At 40.1% G+C, this 18,167-nt stretch carries 10 protein-coding genes and 1 pseudogene; 7 read left to right on the forward strand and 4 right to left on the reverse strand.

What is annotated here, in order from left to right; all coding sequences use genetic code 11:
* The 3 genes and pseudogenes from PXD56_RS15865 to PXD56_RS15875 all read right to left on the reverse strand — a co-directional run.
* A pseudogene (locus PXD56_RS15865) lies at nt 1-6,566 on the reverse strand (hypothetical protein); the annotation flags it as partial.
* Nucleotides 6,567-6,799: 233 nt separating this feature from the next.
* Nucleotides 6,800-7,963 carry a T9SS type B sorting domain-containing protein gene (locus PXD56_RS15870; protein ID WP_276494330.1) on the reverse strand — a complete coding sequence of 388 codons (1,164 nt, stop codon included), beginning with the start codon at nt 7,961-7,963 and terminating at the stop codon, nt 6,800-6,802.
* A complete protein-coding gene (locus PXD56_RS15875) occupies nt 7,963-11,283 on the reverse strand; it encodes a beta strand repeat-containing protein (protein ID WP_276494331.1) in 3,321 nt (1,106 codons plus the stop codon). Before PXD56_RS15875 ends, PXD56_RS15870 begins: the two co-directional genes overlap by 1 nt.
* Nucleotides 11,284-11,577: 294 nt before the next feature.
* On the opposite strand from PXD56_RS15875, the gene PXD56_RS15880 reads away from it, so the two are divergent.
* The 6 genes from PXD56_RS15880 (at nt 11,578) to PXD56_RS15905 (ending at nt 17,016) form a co-directional block, all read left to right on the forward strand.
* Nucleotides 11,578-12,321, forward strand: coding sequence for a peptidase associated/transthyretin-like domain-containing protein (locus PXD56_RS15880; protein ID WP_276494332.1), 744 nt, complete (start codon nt 11,578-11,580; stop codon nt 12,319-12,321).
* Entirely contained in the window at nt 12,311-13,084 is a 774-nt protein-coding gene (locus PXD56_RS15885; RefSeq protein ID WP_276494333.1) for a peptidase associated/transthyretin-like domain-containing protein, read from the forward strand. The genes PXD56_RS15880 and PXD56_RS15885 overlap by 11 nt, the downstream gene beginning before the upstream one ends.
* A 51-nt stretch (nt 13,085-13,135) precedes the next feature.
* Nucleotides 13,136-13,642 carry a DUF6702 family protein gene (locus PXD56_RS15890; RefSeq protein WP_276494334.1) on the forward strand — a complete coding sequence of 169 codons (507 nt, stop codon included), beginning with the start codon at nt 13,136-13,138 and terminating at the stop codon, nt 13,640-13,642.
* A gap of 57 nt (nt 13,643-13,699) precedes the next feature.
* Nucleotides 13,700-16,012: a M1 family metallopeptidase gene (locus PXD56_RS15895; protein WP_276494335.1), complete on the forward strand. Its 2,313-nt coding sequence runs from the start codon at nt 13,700-13,702 to the stop codon at nt 16,010-16,012.
* Nucleotides 16,013-16,095: 83 nt separating this feature from the next.
* On the forward strand, nt 16,096-16,434 hold the full coding sequence (locus tag PXD56_RS15900) for a Sec-independent protein translocase subunit TatA/TatB (RefSeq protein ID WP_420828454.1): 339 nt from the start codon (nt 16,096-16,098) through the stop codon (nt 16,432-16,434).
* 6 nt (nt 16,435-16,440) lie between these two features.
* Nucleotides 16,441-17,016: a phosphatase PAP2 family protein gene (locus PXD56_RS15905; RefSeq protein WP_276494337.1), complete on the forward strand. Its 576-nt coding sequence runs from the start codon at nt 16,441-16,443 to the stop codon at nt 17,014-17,016.
* On the opposite strand, the gene PXD56_RS15910 is transcribed toward PXD56_RS15905, so the two are convergent.
* On the reverse strand, nt 16,979-17,620 hold the full coding sequence (locus tag PXD56_RS15910) for an O-methyltransferase (RefSeq protein WP_276494338.1): 642 nt from the start codon (nt 17,618-17,620) through the stop codon (nt 16,979-16,981). The two genes, PXD56_RS15905 and PXD56_RS15910, sit on opposite strands and share 38 nt — an antisense overlap.
* A gap of 63 nt (nt 17,621-17,683) precedes the next feature.
* Between PXD56_RS15910 and PXD56_RS15915 the strand changes: the two genes are divergently transcribed.
* Nucleotides 17,684-18,154 (forward strand): GNAT family N-acetyltransferase, encoded by a 471-nt coding sequence (locus PXD56_RS15915; protein ID WP_276494339.1) that lies wholly within the window; start codon nt 17,684-17,686, stop codon nt 18,152-18,154.
* The last annotated feature ends 13 nt before the right edge of the window (nt 18,155-18,167 follow it).

An 18,167-nucleotide genomic window follows, 5' to 3' on the forward strand; every position in this document is an offset into this window, starting at 1 on the left:
ATATCCGCAGATTCCTCAAGAGCGGAAAGGTCAACAGTAACATCGTCACCGCCTTCGATGTTAATACCTAGTTCGCTGGCATTTGACAGCGTAGCCGATTCCAGGTTCTGGTCATCGGTAGAGACAAACCCTGAAAGATTTACACCAGTTGCTCCAGCTTCTGCATTCGTTAACGTAAGAATGTTTGAAGTAGCATCTAAGCTCAAGTCTGAAAGTTCGTTGGTAGCCGAAATATCCTCGTCGGCAAGAATGTGATCGTCTATTTTGGTGTCTACCGCTGCTATTGCATTATCGGCATCTAATTCGTTTTGGTCCACATCGTCCTGAACTGCGGTAATATCGTCAGATTCCTCAAGAGCGGAAAGGTCAACAGTAACATCGTCACCGCCTTCGATGTTAATACCTAGTTCGCTGGCATTTGACAGCGTAGCCGATTCCAGGTTCTGGTCGTCGGTAGAAACAAACCCTGAAAGGTCTACTTCGTTGGTACCCGTTGCAGGGTTGGTTAGCGTCAGGATGTTGGAAGCGTCCAAGTTCAAGTCTGAAAGTTCGTTCGTTGCCGAAATATCTTCGTCGGCAAGAATATGATCGTCTATTTTGGTGTCTACCGCAGCGATTGCGTTATCGGCATCCAGTTCGTTTTGGTCCACATCATTTTGTACCGCTGTAATATCCGCAGATTCCTCAAGAGCGGAAAGGTCAACGGTAACGTCGTTACCGCCTTCAATGTTAATACCCAGTTCGCTGGCACTTGAAAGCGTAGCCGATTCCAGGTTCTGATCATCGGTAGAGACAAATCCTGAAAGGTCTACTTCGTTGGTACCCGTTGCAGGGTTGGTTAGCGTCAGGATGTTGGAAGCGTCCAAGTTCAAGTCTGAAAGTTCGTTGGTAGCCGAAATATCCTCGTCGGCAAGAATGTGGGCATCCACTTTATTGTCGACAGCTGTGATATCTGCAGATTCCTCAAGGGCGGAAAGGTCAACGATAACATCGTCACCACCTTCAATGTTTATACCAAGCTCGCTAGCACTCGAAAGAGTAGCGGATTCAAGGTTCTGGTCGTCTGTAGAGACAAACCCCGAAAGGTCTACTTCGTTGGTACCCGTTGCAGGGTTCGTCAGCGTCAGGATGTTGGAAGCATCCAAGCTCAGATCGGAAAGTTCGTTCGTAGCAGAGGTATCCTCGTCGGCAAGAATATGATCGTCTATTTTGGTGTCTACCGCTGTAATATCCGCAGATTCCTCAAGAGCGGAAAGGTCAACGGTAACGTCGTTACCGCCTTCAATGTTAATACCCAGTTCGCTAGCACTTGAAAGCGTAGCGGATTCAAGGTTCTGGTCATCTGTAGAGACAAACCCCGAAAGGTCTACTTCGTTGGTACCCGTTGCAGGGTTGGTCAGCGTCAGGATGTTGGAAGCGTCCAGGTTCAAGTCTGAAAGTTCGTTTATAGAAGAGGTATCTTCATCAGCAATAATGTGGGCATCCACTTTATTGTCGACAGCTGTAATATCCGCAGATTCCTCCAGAGCGGAAAGGTCAACGGTAACGTCGTTACCACCTTCAATGTTAATACCCAGTTCGCTGGCATTTGACAGCGTAGCCGATTCCAGGTTCTGGTCGTCTGTAGATACAAACCCTGAAAGGTCTACTTCGTTGGTACCCGTTGCAGGGTTGGTTAGCGTCAAGATGTTGGAAGCGTCCAAGTTCAAATCGGAAAGTTCGTTGGTCGCGGAAGTATCCTCGTCCGCAAGAATGTGATCGTCTATTTTAGTATCTACCGCTGCGATAGCATTATCGGCATCTAATTCGTTCTGGTCCACATCGTCCTGAACTGCGGTAATATCCGCAGATTCCTCCAGAGCGGAAAGGTCAACGGTAACATCGTTACCACCTTCAATGTTAATACCCAGTTCGCTTGCATTTGAAAGCGTAGCCGATTCCAGGTTCTGGTCATCGGTAGAGACAAATCCCGAAAGGTCTACTTCGTTGGTACCCGTTGCAGGGTTGGTTAGCGTCAGGATGTTGGAAGCGTCCAAGTTCAAGTCTGAAAGTTCGTTGGTAGCCGAAATATCCTCGTCGGCAAGAATGTGGGCATCCACTTTATTGTCGACAGCTGTGATATCCGCAGATTCCTCAAGGGCGGAAAGGTCAACGGTAACATCGTCACCGCCTTCGATGTTAATACCTAGTTCGCTAGCAGCCGATAGTGTAGCGGATTCAAGATTCTGGTCGTCCGTAGAAACATATCCTGAAAGATTTACACCAGTTGCTCCAGCTTCTGCATTCGTTAAAGTAAGAATGTTTGAAGTAGCATCTAAGCTCAAGTCTGAAAGTTCGTTGGTAGCCGAAATATCTTCGTCGGCAAGAATGTGATCGTCTATTTTAGTATCTACCGCTGCTATTGCATTATCGGCATCAAGTTCGTTTTGGTCCACATCGTCCTGAACTGCGGTAATATCAGCAGATTCCTCAAGGGCGGAAAGGTCAACGGTAACGTCGTTACCACCTTCAATGTTAATACCTAGTTCGCTAGCAGCCGATAGTGTAGCGGATTCAAGATTCTGGTCGTCCGTAGAAACAAATCCCGAAAGATCGACACCAGTTGCTCCAGCTTCCGCATTCGTTAAGGTAAGAATGTTTGAAGTAGCATCCAAGTTCAAGTCTGAAAGTTCGTTCGTTGCCGAAATATCCCCGTCCGCAAGAATATGATCGTCTATTTTGGTGTCTACCGCAGCGATTGCGTTATCGGCATCAATTTCGTTCTGGTCCACATCGTCCTGTACCGCTGTAATATCCGCAGATTCCTCAAGAGCGGAAAGGTCAACGGTAACGTCGTTACCGCCTTCAATGTTAATACCCAGTTCGCTGGCATTTGACAGCGTAGCCGATTCCAGGTTCTGGTCGTCGGTAGAAACAAACCCTGAAAGGTCTACTTCGTTGGTGCCCGTTGCAGGGTTGGTTAGCGTCAGGATGTTGGAAGCGTCCAAGTTCAAGTCTGAAAGTTCGTTCGTTGCCGAAATATCTTCGTCGGCAAGAATATGATCGTCTATTTTGGTGTCTACCGCAGCGATTGCGTTATCGGCATCCAGTTCGTTCTGGTCCACATCGTCCTGTACCTCTGTAATATCCGCAGATTCTTCCAAAGCTGAAAGGTCAACGGTAACGTCGTTACCACCTTCAATGTTAATACCTAGTTCGCTAGCAGCCGATAGTGTAGCGGATTCAAGATTCTGGTCGTCCGTAGAAACATATCCTGAAAGATTTACACCAGTTGCTCCAGCTTCTGCATTCGTTAAAGTAAGAATGTTTGAAGTAGCATCTAAGCTTAAATCGGAAAGTTCGTTTGTAGCAGAGGTATCCTCGTCGGCAAGAATATGATCGTCTATTTTAGTGTCTACCGCTGCTATTGCATTATCGGCATCTAATTCGTTCTGGTCCACATCGTCCTGTACAGCTGTAATATCAGCGGATTCCTCAAGAGCGGAAAGGTCAACGGTAACGTCGTTACCGCCTTCAATGTTAATACCCAGTTCGCTTGCACTTGAAAGCGTAGCCGATTCCAGGTTCTGGTCATCTGTAGATACAAACCCCGAAAGGTCTACTTCGTTTGTACCCGTTGCAGGGTTCGTCAGCGTCAGGATGTTGGAAGCATCCAAGCTCAGATCGGAAAGTTCGTTCGTAGCAGAGGTATCCTCGTCGGCAAGAATATGATCGTCTATTTTGGTGTCTACCGCTGTAATATCCGCAGATTCCTCAAGAGCGGAAAGGTCAACGGTAACGTCGTTACCGCCTTCAATGTTAATACCCAGTTCGCTGGCACTTGAAAGCGTAGCGGATTCAAGGTTCTGGTCATCTGTAGAGACAAACCCGGAAAGGTCTACTTCGTTGGTACCCGTTGCAGGGTTGGTCAGCGTCAGGATGTTGGAAGCGTCCAAGCTCAGATCGGAAAGTTCGTTTGTAGCAGAGGTATCCTCGTCGGCAAGAATATGATTGTCTATTTTGGTGTCTACCGCTGTGATATCAGCGGATTCTTCAAGAGCGGAAAGGTCAACGGTAACATCGTCACCGCCTTCGATATTAATAGCCAGTTCGCTAGTACCGGAAAGTGTAGCGGATTCAAGGTTCTGGTCGTCCGAAGAAACAAACCCTGAAAGGTCTACTTCGTTGGTGCCCGTTGCAGGGTTGGTTAGCGTCAGGATGTTGGAAGCGTCCAAGTTCAAGTCTGAAAGTTCGTTCGTTGCCGAAATATCTTCGTCGGCAAGAATATGATCGTCTATTTTGGTGTCTACCGCAGCGATTGCGTTATCGACATCCAGTTCGTTCTGGTCCACATCGTCCTGTACAGCTGTAATATCAGCGGATTCCTCAAGAGCGGAAAGGTCAACGGTAACGTCGTTACCGCCTTCAATGTTAATACCCAGTTCGCTGGCACTTGAAAGCGTAGCCGATTCCAGGTTCTGATCATCGGTAGAGACAAATCCTGAAAGGTCTACTTCGTTGGTACCCGTTGCAGGGTTGGTTAGCGTCAGGATGTTGGAAGCGTCCAAGTTCAAGTCTGAAAGTTCGTTGGTAGCCGAAATATCCTCGTCGGCAAGAATGTGGGCATCCACTTTATTGTCGACAGCTGTAATATCCGCAGATTCCTCAAGAGCGGAAAGGTCAACAGTAACATCGTCACCGCCTTCGATGTTAATACCTAGTTCGCTAGCAGCCGATAGTGTAGCGGATTCAAGATTCTGGTCGTCCGTAGAAACATATCCTGAAAGATTTACACCAGTTGCTCCAGCTTCTGCATTCGTTAAAGTAAGAATGTTTGAAGTAGCATCTAAGCTCAAATCGGAAAGTTCGTTGGTAGCCGAAATATCCTCGTCGGCAAGAATATGATTGTCTATTTTAGTGTCTACCGCAGCGATTGCGTTATCGGCATCCAGTTCGTTTTGGTCCACATCGTCCTGAACAGCTGTGATATCAGCGGATTCTTCAAGAGCGGAAAGGTCAACGGTAACATCGTCACCGCCTTCGATATTAATAGCCAGTTCGCTAGTACCGGAAAGTGTAGCGGATTCAAGGTTCTGGTCGTCCGAAGAAACAAATCCCGAAAGATCGACACCAGTTGCACCGGCTTCCGCATTCGTTAGAGTCAGTATGTTGGAAGTAGCATCTAAGTTCAGATCGGAAAGTTCGTTTGTAGCAGAGGTATCCTCGTCGGCAAGAATATGATCGTCTATTTTGGTGTCTACCGCTGCTATTGCATTATCGGCATCTAATTCGTTTTGGTCCACATCGTCCTGAACTGCGGTAATATCGTCAGATTCCTCAAGGGCGGAAAGGTCAACGGTAACGTCGTTACCGCCTTCAATGTTAATACCCAGTTCGCTTGCACTTGAAAGCGTAGCCGATTCCAGGTTCTGGTCGTCTGTAGAGACAAACCCCGAAAGATCTACTTCGTTTGTACCCGTTGCAGGGTTGGTTAGCGTCAGGATGTTGGAAGCGTCCAAGTTCAAGTCTGAAAGTTCGTTGGTCGCGGAAATATCCTCGTCGGCAAGAATGTGGGCATCCACTTTATTGTCGACAGCTGTAATATCCGCAGATTCCTCAAGAGCGGAAAGGTCAACAGTAACATCGTCACCGCCTTCGATGTTAATACCTAGTTCGCTAGCAGCCGATAGTGTAGCGGATTCAAGATTCTGGTCGTCCGTAGAAACATATCCTGAAAGATTTACACCAGTTGCTCCAGCTTCTGCATTCGTTAAAGTAAGAATGTTTGAAGTAGCATCTAAGCTCAAATCTGAAAGTTCGTTGGTCGCGGAAGTATCCTCGTCGGCAAGAATATGGCCTTCTATTTTGGTGTCTACCGCAGCGATTGCGTTATCTGCATCCAGTTCGTTTTGATCAATATCTGCTCTAATGGCAGTGTCATCATATGCAAGTCCGCTAATATCCGTGGTTACATCGCCACCTGCATCGGATACGGTTAAATTTGTTCCGTCAAAACTAATACCTGTGTTGAAATCATCTGTTGCGTCAATGTCTAAATTTGCCGGTATATCTGTTAAATCATTATAGCTACCAGAAAAATCATCGGCGGCATTTTGATCAAATCCGGAAAAATCAATGATTGTAGCGCTAGGGTCATTAGATAATGTTAGTACTCCCGCAGTATAATCTAACGACTGAATTTCATTTTGAGAATCCGTGTCATCATCGTTTATGTTGAACGTAATGTCATTACCGTCACCGTCCAATAGTGTAATGGTGCCATCTCCGTTATCCGTAAAAGAAAATGAGGAAGAGGCATTGCCATCGCAAAGGTTGGTCCAGATAGTACCATTGAAATAATGAACGCATTGCGTATCTGTGTTATAGATCACCGCACCGTTCAAGGGAGTAATAGCTTGCATCTGTATATTGGTAAGTCTAGTTAGTACAAAAGCTTTGTCTGTACTTTCTAGTTCTACAATAGACGCTGAATCAATACTGTTAGGGTTTTCGCCAATTTTAACCTGGGCATTTGCGCAGAAAGAAATCAATACGAAAAATAGGAGCAATTTAATTTTTGTAGACATCAAAATATTAGGGGAATAGTTTATACTTCCAAAAATAAATTGATTTTTGTAGGAAAAATAGAATATGTTGTGTAGCTAGGCAAAAGTGTTGACAAACTAGAACGGTCTATTGTGACAACGTTTAAACGTGTATTTCAACGTATTGTATTTTGATGGTAATTGTGTAGGAATTACAAAATAAATAAGATTATTCTTACTTATTTTGTAATATGGGAGTGAATGTTTTTTGAAATTTATCTAGATAGATATAAGAATCCTTGGTAGTTTAAATCGTCTTCTGGAATGTAAATGGTGTAGAAGTATACACCGGTTGGCAAGCCCTCTGATTCACCGAAAGGGACATTGTTTAGATTGGAAAAACCGACAAAGTCATCTACATAATCTGTTTTTTCGAATACTTTGAGTCCGTAACGATCATAAATTTGTAGAAAGTTACTGTCAAATTCTTCTAGTTCTTCTATATAAAAGTTGTCATTAACACCGTCACCGTTTACAGAAACAAAGAAGTTATCTATAAAAAGCACATCTCTAGAAAGTGGTTCAAACGGACTTTTAGAAGATCCCAGCGTAATGGCTTCATAGTCATCTGGTATAAATGATTCTGTGGTTACAAAACCTTCAGTTAATGTACCTACTGGTACACTACCTACCAAATTTACCCATTGCTGTGATGCTTTGCTAAAACCTACTGGAATAACTTCATCAACGTTATCTGTTAAGCTTTCTACAGTACTACGTAAATTCCAGCTTAGGGTAACCGTAGAAGGAACGGAGCCTTCTAATCGCCAAAATTCAAATGTATTTACCAATTCTACATCTAGATCGGTTGCGCTGGTGTCATAAGAGGTAAGCGGCGCAGGTGCATTACTTGGGTTCTCATAAAAGTAAGCGCATTTTGCAAATAGGTTAACACTCTCTGAATTTATGATCAAAGGTCTTAAAAATTGCACATCACCTACCGGGAAACCAAAGTTTTGTTGATTGGTAATGGCTGCATAACCTTCAATTTTGCTAAAGTCATTTTCACCGCTGTAGAATGAAGTATCTACGAAATTATAGAAAATGTCTGGTTGTGCAGTAGGGGTAAGGATGCTACCAAAAATAAAATTGGTGTTATTGGTATTGTCCATGCCTAGGTTTAATTGCATATTGTTCTCTAAAGCAATCTCCATATCATGAAACTGAGGAGTAACAGTGCCCGAAACTGTTATAAGCTCAGAACCGTAGAAACCTGCAAGTCCAAGATTATTGTCCATAGGCGATTCATTAATAAGGTTGGTGTGAAAACCAATTTGCCCACCTTCATGAATACGCAGGTTGCCATTGTTATATAAAGCTGTTTGGGCAGAAATAGATGCTGCAAACAGAAAGAATAGTATGTGTGTGTATGTTTTCATTAGTTGTTCTGCTTTTCTAATAACATGGTTTTAATCTCTGCCATTTGGGCTTTTAAAGCCTCTAATTCTGTGCTCATGTTAGTATTGGCGCTCTCTAATTCTTTAATTTTCTTTTCTTGCTCAATAGTATGCAAAAATAGTTCTTCTATTTTTTCTAGGTTGACTCTAGAAGATTCACTCACATTCCAAAAACCTTGCTCTTTTACTGCTTGTGCAGATTGTATACCTGGTAAGTGATTGTTTTCTTTTACAAATGCTTCTATTTCAGTTAATGTTTTAAACTTATAACTAGGGTTTAAAATGGAATTGCCCAAGAAGTATTTTTGAAAAACGTAGTCGGGTACAACCGCATTTCCATTTAATAATATATCGTCACCTACACTTAAGCCGCCAGTAGTGACAATGCCGGCATTAAAATTTGGAATAATTTTATTACCGTCTATACCTGTTCCTATATCGGCATTTGTAATGCTGCCGTCAATTATTTCATCTGATCCAACTGAATCATCTTTCATTTCTGATAAACCCACCGCATTTCCTGAAATTTCCCCTGAGCCAATTGCATCAAACCCAATGTCACCTTGCCCTATGCTGTTCGGAATAATCATGCTAGAAACACCTCCGCCATTTAAACTACCTTGGATTGAGGTTGGTGCAATAGAGAATTCATTTGTTAACGATAATTGAAGTCCTGGACCAGCAGAATAATTTGTGTTTATATCATCAAGTGCTACGGTTACCGTTGCACCTTCACTATCGGTTAAAACTAAGTTGGTTCCAACCACCGTTAATGAAGAATTGGTTGTACCCGTGCTGATATCCGCTAGAGGAATGTTTACCGTATTGTTTTCGGAGTCCGTTAATGTCAGTGTATCATCAGTTCCGTCAGTATTCGTATCAGTTAAAGAAAATGCGGTATTAATAGTATTTGTATCGATATCGGTTAGTGCAATGCTTACTGTATTGTTTTCGGAGTCCGTTAATGTAAGTGTATCATCAGTTCCGTCTGTATTCGTATCAGTTAAGGAAAATGCGGTATTAATAGTATTTGTATCGATATCGGTAAGTGCAATGCTTACTGTATTGTTTTCGGAGTCCGTTAATGTAAGTGTATCATCAGTTCCGTCTGTATTCGCATCGGTTAAAGAAAATGCTGTATTTGTAGTATTAGTATCGATATCAGTTAGAAGAACGTCTACGGTATTGTTGTCAGAATCTGTTAAAGTAAGCGTATCGTCATTACCATCAGCATCTGCATCAGTTATTGAGAAAGCTGTATTGGTGGTGTTGGCTCCAGAGTTTATTTCTGAAAGTAGAATGTTTACGGTGTTGTTTTCTGAATCTGTTAAGGTCAGCGTATCGTCGTCACCATCAGCATCTGCATCAGTTATAGAAAATGCTGTATTTGTAGTGTTGGTATCAATATCGGTTAGAGGAATGTCTATAGTATTGTTATCAGAATCAGTTAGCGTTAGAGTATCGTCATCGCCATCTGCATCTGCATCGGTTATTGAAAATGCTGTATTTAACGTGTTTGTGTCAATTTCGCTAAGCAGAATATCTACTGTATTATTATCAGAATCTGTTAAAGTTAGGGTATCGACATCACCATTGGTATCTGCATCGGTTAAAGAAAAAGCAGAATTTGTAGTATTAGTATCTGTTCCAGAGTTTATTTCTGAGAGTAGAATACTTACGGTATTTCCTGCGGAGTCCGTAATTGTTAATGAATCATCCGTTCCATCAGTATCTTCATCGGTTAAGGTTAATGTACTAACCGTTGTATTCGTATCTGTTCCCGTTCCTGAATTTATTTCTGTCAATAATATGCTAACAATATTTCCGTCAGAATCTGTGATTGTAAGAGAATCGTCTGTGCCATCAGTATCTTGATCAGTAATTGTAAGAGTTGCGTTAGTTGTATTTGTGTCTACAAGTCCGTTATCAACTAATTCATCAATAGCAGCCTGTGTTGTAGTGGCTGTCAAACCGGACACTGTAGGATCGTAAGGTACTTCACTAGCGTCTTGATTGTCAGCTCCACCACCGCCTCCAGGTGTGTAATCTGCCCACTCGACATCTCCGGCAATTGTTGTGATCAACACTTGGTCGTCGGTTAATACTCCAAGTGCAGGCTCAATTTTAGCAGGTGTAACTGCTGCATCTTCAATTGTGAATTCACCAATATTGTTCATGGTAAGGTCTCCGCCAACGGCAGTTGGTGTAGGTTCGCTTGCCGCGTTACCAACAAAAATAAATCCATCGTCCAAACTTAGATTTCCTTCTGGTATATCCACAAAACCACCATCGGTTAACGAAATACGGTTACCTACTATAGACAATTGTTGTTCGTCTGTATCTACGGTACCTGGGGGTAGATCTACAAAACCACCATCGGTTAGTGAAATGCGGTTTCCTACTATAGATAATTGTTGTTCATCTGTATCTACAGTACCTGGCGGCAGCAAAATTGTACCTCCATTCGATAAACTTATTTCTGTTCCTGCAGGGTTAATGGTTAGCTCCTGTAAATACGTAGAAAGATCAACCGTATTAGGGTCGTTCTCAATACTAAGGATATTATCTGTAAGGTCTAGTTGTTGATCGTCAGACCCTATTAATGCCCCCAAGCTAATAGTGGAAACTCCCGCTATTGTAGATCTTGCAATAGTTAATGTGGTGTCTAGTTTGTTGAAGGTGAGATCGTAAAGTCCGTCAGTATCTTCCCATTGTACAATTCCGTTTTCATCTGTAGTTAATACTCTGTCTGGACTGTCGTTGGCAATATTTACAGGTAGTATTCCGCCAACAGCTAATTCATTTGTGCCAACTGCATTTTCTCGTATTTCACTAGAACCAACAGATTCTGCGGCTAAATCATCTGCGGTTAGAGAATTGTCAGCTATATCATTTGTGTCAATGAAACCATCTCTAATATTGTCGCCTGTTAAGCTGTTTTCAGCAACTTCTAAATTAATATTTCCTTCGGTTTGGGTTATTTCAATAGTACTTCTGCCATTTATAATTGGATCATTGGTGATAGAAAAGTCTACGGCATCGCATAAATTAACCCACTGTGTGCCGTCATAGTAGTTAATACACTCGGTATCGGTATTATAAACCATACCACCACGCTGTGGGGTAATAGCCTCCATCTCTAAGGTGGTAACACGAGTAATTACCAGTACTTTAGAGGTGCTTTCAAGCTCTAAAACTGATGAGGCATCAATATTTTGTGGATTATCTCCTATTTTAATTTGTCCGAATACGGTAGGTGCCGCTAGTACTGTAAAAAAAATAAAGAAAATTACTGCTTTCATACTTAGTGCCTTAAGACGAGAATATAGTGATAAACAAAAATAGAATTATCTAGTGAAAACCTTTTATTTATAAGTTGAAATAATAGGCTAATGGGTTAAAGAACATCTAACCTCGTTGAACGGGTTATTTTCTAATGCCGAAAATAGACAAAGCGCTGTTATAATTTTAGAAGTAAATTTGAAGAAATTAACAAAAGTTTATTGGCACAGTTTTTTTTATGAAGATTACAAATCTTTTCTTTATCTTTTAAATGCCCATTTAGCATGGGTGTTATCTATTATAATATACACTAAATGACCAAAAAGTTACTTTTTTTACTAGTATTATTTTCAGCCATATCAGGCTTTTCGCAAGATGATGACAGACAACCTTTAAGAGGTTCTGTAATCTACATGAACATTGGGGTGCCCAATGAAAATGTTATCAATGCAACTTCTGAACACGCCACCATTACCAATGATCAAGGTTTATTTCGAATAAATGTTAAGGTAGGTGACCAACTTGTATTTACCGCTGTTAATTATCAAATTAAAGTAGTAAATGTTACTGAAGAAATTTTGGCCAATAATCGTTTGGTTATAGAGGTGAACGAAAAAGTTACAGAATTAGACGAAGTAGTTATAACACCAGAACAGCAAGAACGTTTTTTAGAAGTAAAGAACCAAGAGTTTAAGGAATATGAATACGAAATTGATCGTGGAACAGAGGTAGATAATGTAGCCATGACAGATGCTGAAAAGGGAATGCAAGACGGATTAAATTTTGCAAATATCTTTAGGGCTATTTTTAAATCACAACCAGAGGCTACGGAAGAAGCGCCAAAATTAAAGGTGAGTGAAGTGTTGAGACAAGTATATGATGATTCTTTCTTTGTGGTAGATTTAAATATACCGCAAGATAAAATCAATGAATTTTTATACTACTGTGATGATCAAATGCCTGCAAGGTCCTTGCTTAAAAAAGAAAATGAGTTTCAATTGATCGATGCTTTGGTTAATCATAGTAAATCATTTCTTAAAGAATTAGATGAGGAGTAGACTCCTTTTATGTTTACTTTTTTCTAGTGTCTTTTCATGGGCGCAAATTGGTGAGTTTAAAAAATTAGAGGGTAGGGTGTATAGTGATGATGGGGACGTTGCCGCTACGCATGTATTGAACCTAACTTCTAAGAGAGCCAGTATTACCGATGAAAATGGGTACTTTGCTATTCCCGTAAAATTATTTGATACATTAGAGTTCTCTGCCGTTCAGTACAAAAAGAAAATTGTAGTGGTAAGTTCCGCTATTTATGAAAGTAAGTTGATCTCTGTTGGGTTAGAGGATGCTTTGACAGAATTAGATGAAGTAACGGTAACACCTTATAGTCTTAGTGGTAATTTATTGACCGATTTGTCAACCTTAGATATTGATCCGGTAGTTACGGCTTCTACATTGGGCTTGCCCAATGCCTATGTTAAAATACCTACTAAAGCAGAACGCGAATTAAAAGCTGCCACCGGGAACCCTATTATGAGCTTTGATCCGTTGATCAATGCCATTAGCGGTCGTACCAAAATGTTGAAAAAGCGGGTAGAGCGGAATAAGCTTTATGATCGTACAGAACGTGTTCGAGATTTTTATGCCGACAGCGTATATGTAAAACAACTATCCATTCCAGAAGAGAAAATAGATGATTTCTTATATTACTGCGAGGTAGATCCTAGATTTCAAAAAGTAGTAGATACCCATAGCCAATTGGAGATTTGGGAGTATTTACGAAAGAAAAGTTTACTGTACAGAGAAAATAATTCTTTAGATTAGCCGCCAAATCTTTGGCATATGCTTTGTAATAAAGTAATGAAACAATACACCATGAAAATTTTTAAGCCGGTACTATTATTATTTATTCTTCCACTTTTTGCATTTGCCGGGGCACATAAATTTTACATTAGCGTTACCAACGTTGATTATTCTGAAAAGGATCAAGCCGTGCAAATTATAACCCGTGTATTTATAGATGATATGAACACGGTATTGAAAGAGCGCTATGGTTACCCTGCCGTATTAGGTACAGATGAAGAATCAGCGGTAGATAAAGAGTTTTTGGAAAAATACCTTCGTACTAAATTCTTGGTAGAAATTAACGGTAAAACGGTTAAGTATGATTTTATTGGGCATAAGTATGATTCTGATATGGTCATTTGTTATTTAGAAGTGCCAAACGTTCCACTTCAAACTTTAAAGCAAATAGGTATCACTAACGAGGTCTTGACAGATATATATGATGATCAGCAGAATGTTGTTCATATGAAGGTGAATGGCAAGAAAAAGAGCCATGTGCTTATAAAATCTCGTATTAAAGGAATGTTAAATTTGTAACATACATTAAGATATCTCTATAAAAACTTTAATTTTCCGTCACTAAATAACTATAAAATGATAAGAGTAAAGTACGCGTTCGCGTCTGTTTTATTCCTTTTTGCAGCAGTATCTTTTGCACAAGAAGCTGTTACCAAAGAAAAGGAGCCTGGGCACTACAACCAGAGCAAGTTTAAACAATTATATGAAGAGTTCTCTACGCCAAATACCTATAGGTCGGCTTCGGGTGCTCCTGGTCCTGATTATTATCAGCAGCAGGCAGATTATGTAATGGATATTCGTTTAGATGATAAGAATGCCAAATTATTCGGTGAAGAAACAATTACGTACACCAATAATTCTCCAGATGATTTAGAGTATTTATGGGTACAGTTAGATCAGAATGTTAGAGAAAAAGATTCTAAAGCTCGATTAAAGAACGGTAGCGGTATTTCACTTGGTGATTCTCCTGAAAAATTTGTTGGTAACTACATGACAGCCTCTTTTGATGGTGGGTTCAATATAGATTACGTAAAAGATGATTCAGGTAAAGCATTACCATTTACGATCAACTTTACAATGATGCGTGTAGATTTACCTACACCGCTTAAAAGTGGAGATAAATTTTCTTTTGATGTAAAGTGGAACTACAATATACCTGATCATACCGTAAACAGAGCTAGATCTGGTTATGAGTTTTTTGAGGAAGATGGTAACAGAGCATATGTAATTGCTCAGTTTTTTCCAAGAATGGCAGTTTATAATGATGTAGAAGGATGGCAAAACCACCAATTTTGGGGTAATGGCGAATTTGCGCTTCCATTTGGGGATTATGAAGTAAATATTACAGTACCTGCAGATCATATTTTAGATGGTACAGGTGTACTTCAAAATAGAAAAGAGGTATACAGCAAAGAAATGATGAGCCGTTATGAAAAGGCTAAAAAATCTTATGACAAACCTGTTATTATCGTTACCCAAGCGGAAGCGGAAGCAGCTGAAAAAGGATTTTCTGAGAAAACAAAGACATGGAAGCTTAAGGCAGAAAATGTGCGTGATTTTGGTTTTGCAACATCAAGAAAGTTTATTTGGGACATGCAAGCCGTTAAGTTAGGAAACAGAGATGTAATGGCTGTTTCTATGTACCCTAAAGAAGGTAACCCGTTATGGGAAGAGTATTCTACAAAAGCGGTTGCGCACACGTTGAAATCATATTCATCGCACACTTTTGATTACCCTTATCCAAAGGCGATATCTGTACACGCTAAGCGCCAAGGTATGGAGTACCCTATGATCTGCTGGAACTACGGTAGACCAAACAAAGACGGTAGCTATTCAGATAGAACCAAATACGGAATGATCAGTGTAATTATTCATGAAGTTGGTCATAACTTCTTTCCAATGATTGTAAACTCGGACGAGCGTCAGTGGGGATGGATGGATGAAGGTTTAGATACTTTTATGCAGTACATGGCAGAGCAAGAATTTGGTGAAGCTTACCCAACGGCAATAGCGCCAAATGATAAATACCCATCTAGAAGAGGTGATCCTGCGAAGATCGTACCTTACATGAGCGGTGATCAAAGTACTATTTCTCCAATTATGTCCAACCCTGAAAATGTATTTCAGTTAGGACCTAATGCATATGGTAAGCCGGCAACAGCTTTAAACATATTAAGAGAAACGGTTATGGGGCGTGAGTTGTTTGACCATGCTTTTAAAACCTATTCTCACCGTTGGAAGTTTAAGCACCCAACCCCAGAAGATTTCTTTAGAACAATGGAAGATGCATCTGCCGTTGATTTAGATTGGTACTGGAGAGGATGGTTCTATACTACTGATTATGTAGATATGGCCGTTAAGGATATCAAGAAATATTATGTTAGTGATCAGCCAAATAAAAAAATGAAAGCGTATTTAGCTGAACGTGGTATTCCAGAATCTAATTTGCCACCAATGGTATATTTAGAAGAGTACGGAGATACTGATGTTGTTGCACCAGGGTTAAAAGACAATTTACCTTCAGAAACATCTAAGACTTTAAAAGAGTTCATGATGGATAATATGACGGCAGCAGAAAGAGCAGCAATAAAAGAACCTAAGTACTTTTACGAAGTAACTTATAACAGTCCGGGTGGTTTACCAATGCCTTTGATCGTAGAATATACGTATGCAGACGGTTCGGTAAAGAATGTAACCTATCCTCCAGAAATTTGGAGAAAGAACAGCAAAGAGGTAAGTATGGTTATTTCATCAACTTCTGAGTTGAAAGGAATAAACATTGATCCTAAAATGGAAACGGCAGATATTGATACAACGAACAATAGCTGGCCTAAGAAAGAGCAAGAGAGCGATTTCGATAAAATGAAGAATGGAGTAAAAGGAAAATAATTATCATAATAATTATTGTTAAAAGCCTCGTATAACTACGGGGCTTTTTTAATTTGGTTGTTAAACTTGTTTATATTTGTAGTATGATTGCTATGTATTCATTATTTATTAGTGGCGCAGAAATTTTCTTCATTATGTTCATTGTAGTGATGGTTTTTGGTGCCGACAAAATTCCTGATATTGCTAAGGGATTGGGTAAAGGTATGCGTCAACTTAAAGATGCTACTGAAGATATTAAACAAGAAATACAGAAGAGTGCAGATAAGCAGGGTATAGATACTAGTTTCGTTACTGATATCAAGAAAGATATCGATGATATGAAAAATGATATTAGCTCTGGTCTAGGTACCGATGTTAAAAAACAAATTAGCGACGTTAGCAAAAACATCAATGAAGTAACGGGCAGCATTAAGCGAAAGTAAACTGCTATGCTAGATGACATTTTACAATGGGATCGAGATACCTTTGTCTATCTAAACAGTCTTGGTATTGAGCAATACGATGCTTTTTGGTCTACTGTTACCAAATTTCCACCTTGGATTCCGCTTTTTGCCTTTATCATCTTTCTTTTCTTTTTTAAGTTTCCAAAACGTGAAGCAATTACTATGATTTTGACCATTTTGGTCATGGCAGCTTTTGTGGCTACCATTACCGATTTGACAAAGCATGTGGTGGCACGATTGCGACCCAATAATGATGAAGAACTAAATACATTAATCCGGATTTTAAGGAGTCCGTCTGGGTTTAGCTTTTTCTCAGGTCACGCATCATCATCCTTTTCTATAATAACGCTAACCGTTCTCTTTTTAAGGCAGAAATTTAAATGGGTGTACCTATTTTATATTTGGCCGCTCTTATTTGCAATGAGTAGAGTATATGTAGGTGTACACTTTCCTATAGATTTATTGGTGGGTGCTGTGGTAGGTGTACTGTCGGCTTGGCTATTCTATAGATTATATAATTTACTTATTTCACCCTACTTAGGGTCAGTCCGTCACGAATAGGAAGTAATACCGTTTCTAAAAGTGGGTGTTCACTTAGTTTTTTATTATAATCTAACAACACTTTTGTAGTTACATCTTTTGGGTTTAGAGGTTCTACTACTTTACCGGACCATAATACATTATCAGAAAGTATTACCGATCCAGATTTTGTCTTTGGTAAAACAGCTTCCAAGTAATTATCATACTGTTTTTTTTCTGCATCAATAAAAATAAGGTCAAAGGTAATATCCATTTTTGGGATAATATCTAAGGCGTTGCCCACATGCTGTATAATTTGGGAACCGTAATTACTTCGGTCAAAGAAAGAGCGTTGAATTTGTTCTAATTCTGCATTTACATCAATAGTATGTAACTGCCCGTTCTTCGGTAATCCTTCGGCTAGGCATAAAGCGGAATAACCAGTGTAGGTGCCTATTTCAAGAATATTGGTAGGATTCATCAATTTAGAAAGTAAACTAAGAACACGACCTTGAAAATGCCCGGTAAGCATACGTGGCTGTATAACTTTTAAGTGCGTTTCACGGGTAAGCTGCTGTAATAACTCAGGTTCGGGCTGAGAATTATCGGCTAAATAACTTTCTAAAACAGGAGATAGAAAATGCATTCGTTTCTTTTTGCAAAAATAAGGTTTTAAGCCTTAAATTAATGGACTGAAAATAGCGAAACCATGAATGATCAAATTACCCTTAGAGAAGCCGTAAAAAATGATATGGACATTTTATTACAATATGAGCAAGAGGTAGTGAAGGCAGAGCGACCTATGGATCTAACAATACGTAAAAGTGATGTTCATTATTATGATTTAAATGCCTTAATGGAAAACCCTAGAGCTACAGTTATGGTTGCTTGTGATGGTGATAAAATTGTAGCTACCGGTTACGCACTTGAAAAACCAGCTAGACATTACTTGGATCATAAAACCTTTGCTTATTTAGGGTTTATGTATACCGACCCTAAGTATAGAGGCAAAGGAATTAACGGTAAAATTGTAGCAGCCTTACAAGATTGGGCTTTAAATATGGGGCTTACCGAGATAAGGTTACATGTATATGAAGAAAATGAACCGGCTATAAAGGCATATGAGAAAAAAGGGTTCAAAAAACATTTGATAGAAATGCGACTTAGAACAGAATGTTAAAACGCTATTAATG

It is taken from the genome of Maribacter zhoushanensis (assembly GCF_029350975.1).
Lineage (GTDB): Bacteria > Bacteroidota > Bacteroidia > Flavobacteriales > Flavobacteriaceae > Maribacter > Maribacter zhoushanensis.